The sequence below is a fragment of the Mesorhizobium sp. M1A.F.Ca.IN.022.07.1.1 genome, assembly GCF_003997575.1.
Taxonomy (GTDB): Bacteria; Pseudomonadota; Alphaproteobacteria; order Rhizobiales; family Rhizobiaceae; genus Mesorhizobium.
On the sequence record NZ_RZST01000527.1, the window covers coordinates 1 to 2,666 of the forward strand.

The 2,666-nt window shown below is 64.5% G+C and carries 3 protein-coding genes; 2 read left to right on the plus strand and 1 reads right to left on the minus strand.

Going from position 1 to position 2,666, the window contains the following annotated elements; all coding sequences use genetic code 11:
- Window positions 1–3 precede the first annotated feature (3 nt).
- The gene (locus EOA75_RS31620) at window positions 4–1,002 is read right to left on the minus strand and encodes a DUF2125 domain-containing protein (RefSeq protein ID WP_127326046.1); all 999 of its coding nucleotides are present in this window, start codon (window positions 1,000–1,002) and stop codon (window positions 4–6) included.
- 124 nt (window positions 1,003–1,126) lie between these two features.
- Between EOA75_RS31620 and EOA75_RS31625 the strand changes: the two genes are divergently transcribed.
- Together EOA75_RS31625 and EOA75_RS31630 are read left to right on the plus strand one after the other, a co-directional pair.
- Window positions 1,127–1,657, plus strand: a complete 531-nt coding sequence (locus tag EOA75_RS31625; RefSeq protein ID WP_127326047.1) for a gamma-glutamylcyclotransferase — start codon at window positions 1,127–1,129, stop codon at window positions 1,655–1,657.
- A gap of 118 nt (window positions 1,658–1,775) precedes the next feature.
- The coding region (locus EOA75_RS31630) for an aldo/keto reductase (RefSeq protein WP_164747707.1) at window positions 1,776–2,666 on the plus strand (891 nt) is incomplete at its 3' end.

Genomic DNA, 2,666 nt, shown 5'->3' on the forward strand with positions numbered 1-2,666 from the left:
GTCTCAATCGACCGGCTTGATCTTGCCGAGCGGGATGAAGCCAAGCGAAGCTTTACCCTTCACGATCTTGAGCGGCATGGATGGTTGCTTGCCGAGCATGGCAATGCCGGCAAAACCCTGCTCGATCTCGCTCTTGTGCTCGGGAATGGCGCCGGCGAGGATCGCCGCCACGGCCTTCGGGTCCTTTAGCTTGATCGACAGATTTGCATCGATCAGGCCGTCGGCGTCGATCGAGATCGGCCCGGACACAGTTACGCGCGCCGTGCCTGATGACACGTCGAGGCTGGCAATCTCGACCGACTGGCCGCGCAGGCTTTTCGGCGGCGCCTTAATCATCGCGACGCCGTTCTTCACTGTCGCTTCGCCGGCGCCGTCGAGTTCCGGCAGCACGCGTCCGCCGACAGCTTCCGCGTCGATCTTCAGGTCGCCAAAGCTGCCGGTATAGACGAGGTCCTGGCCGTTCGGCTGCAGCTGGCCGGCCGCCTGGCCGGCGCTGAACAGCTGCACGGGATCGGTGTCGTCGGCCGGATCGGTCTGTCCAGACAAGCCTTCCGCCTGAAGCGAAATGCGGCGCGGAAGCGGCCATGACAGCTTGACCGTGGCGTGCAGCTTGTCCCAGTCGAGCCAAAGCGGCGGCATGCCCGGCGCCACAGTCCGCAACGGCCCGCGCAGGTTCGCCACGGGCGACAGAGGCTGGGTGATGCGAGCGACGACGTTCATATCGCCGGTCGAGGCCGCTACATTCCTGGCATCGTCCTGATAGGCCAGGCTGTCGCAGGCGACCGTGAAGTCCAGTGGATAACCGCTGACCGTGAGATTGGCGCAGTCGGCCTTGATGCCCTTGCCTCCAAGCTCGGCCACGGCCCGCTCGGCCTCGGTCTTGACCTTGCCGGCGAGATAGAACCATCCGCCGCTGTAGAGCGCAAACAGCACCAAGATGAACGCCGCAAGCCAGAACAGCCGGCGGCGAGGTTTGCGCGATCGCTCGTCACTTGACGTCATGCTGCGGCTCTCGTTAACCCCTCATGCGGCGAGCGGGTGGTTGTTCTTACGCACGACAAGCGGGGACAGAAGAAGCACCTTACCGGTGTGGTGTCGTCACTCGAATGCAATCAGGCTTGGCGATATGGGCGATTTTTGGGTTTTTGGCTACGGGTCGCTGATCTGGCGGCCCGGTTTCGCACATGTCGAGACGCGGCGCGCCCGTCTTTACGGCTTCCGCCGGTCGCTTTGCGTCTATTCCTTCGTCCATCGCGGTACGCGTGAGCGGCCGGGCCTGGTGCTCGGCCTCGACCGCGGCGGCTCCTGCGTCGGGCTCGCCTTCCGCGTGCCCGGCGATTTGCGTGACGAAGTGCTTTCCTATCTGCGCGAGCGCGAGCTGGTGACCAGCGTCTATCTCGAACGCACTCTCGATGTCCGGCTGGATGGGGCGGGACAAGGCGGAACGGTCGAAGCGGTCGCCTACATCGTCGACCGCGCGCATGAGCAATATGCCGGCGGGCTCGACGCCGAGCATGCGGCAAAAGTCGTGCGCGGCGCCGTGGGCCAATCGGGCAGGAACGAAGACTATGTCCTGAGCACGGTGGAGCATCTGAGGGCGCTCGGCATCCGCGACCACTGGCTGGAAGAGGTGGGGCGGCAGGTCGCGCCTTCGTGAAGATCTGGCCCGATCAAAAAGCAAAACCATGCCTTTGACCTCGGCAAGGCACGACCTAGCTTAGCCGCAATCCATCCTCTGGGCACCCAGGCCCTTCCCAGCATCACGGAGATCAGTCTTGCAGAAACGCCGTCTCGGTCGCACCGACCTTTCCATCGCGCCGCTGGTCCTTGGAGGCAACGTCTTCGGCTGGACCGCCGACGAGAAGACCTCGTTCGACCTGCTCGACCGCTTTGCCGAGGCCGGCTTCAACGCAGTCGACACGGCGGACGCCTATTCGCGCTGGGCGCCGGGCAACAAAGGCGGCGAATCCGAAACCATCATCGGTAACTGGATGAAGAGCCGCGGCAACCGGGACAGCATCGTCGTCATCACCAAGGTCGGCTCCGACATGGGACAGGGCAGGCGGGACCTCTCCGCAGCCTATATCGAAAAGGCGGTCGACCAATCGCTCAAGCGGCTGCAGACCGACGTCATCGATCTCTATCTGTCGCACTGGCCGGACCCGGCCACGCCTTACGAGGAAACGCTCGGCGCCTATCAGCGCCTGCTCGAGAAGGGCAAGATCCGCTATCCGGGCTGCTCCAATCTCGATGCGGGGCAATTGCGCGCGGCCCTGGATGTCGCCAGCCTGCGGGGCCTGCCGCGTTACGAGGTTCTGCAGCCCGAATACAATCTGTACGATCGCTCTTCGCTGGACGGCCCGCTGCTCGACCTGTGCAAGGCGGAAGGCCTCGGCGTCATCACCTATTTCGGCCTGGCCAAGGGGTTCCTCAGCGGCAAATACCGCAGCAAGGCCGACCTTGGCCGGAGCGAGCGTGGCGAAGACGTGGCCGAGTATCTCAACGAACGCGGCATGCGCATTCTCTCCGCGCTCGATGCCGCGGCCGGCCGCCATTCGGCCAAGCAGGCCGAAGTGGCGCTCGCCTGGATCATGGCGCGGCCGGGCATCACCGCGCCGATTGCCAGCGCCACGACGCCCGCACAGATGGAAAGCCTGATCCTGTCT

What these genes read in the sequence shown, in the direction of transcription:
- EOA75_RS31620 (WP_127326046.1), bottom strand. Translation starts at nt 1,002, where the DNA reads ATGACGTCAAGTGACGAGCGATCGCGCAAACCTCGCCGCCGGCTGTTC.
- EOA75_RS31625 (WP_127326047.1), top strand. Translation starts at nt 1,127, where the DNA reads ATGGGCGATTTTTGGGTTTTTGGCTACGGGTCGCTGATCTGGCGGCCC.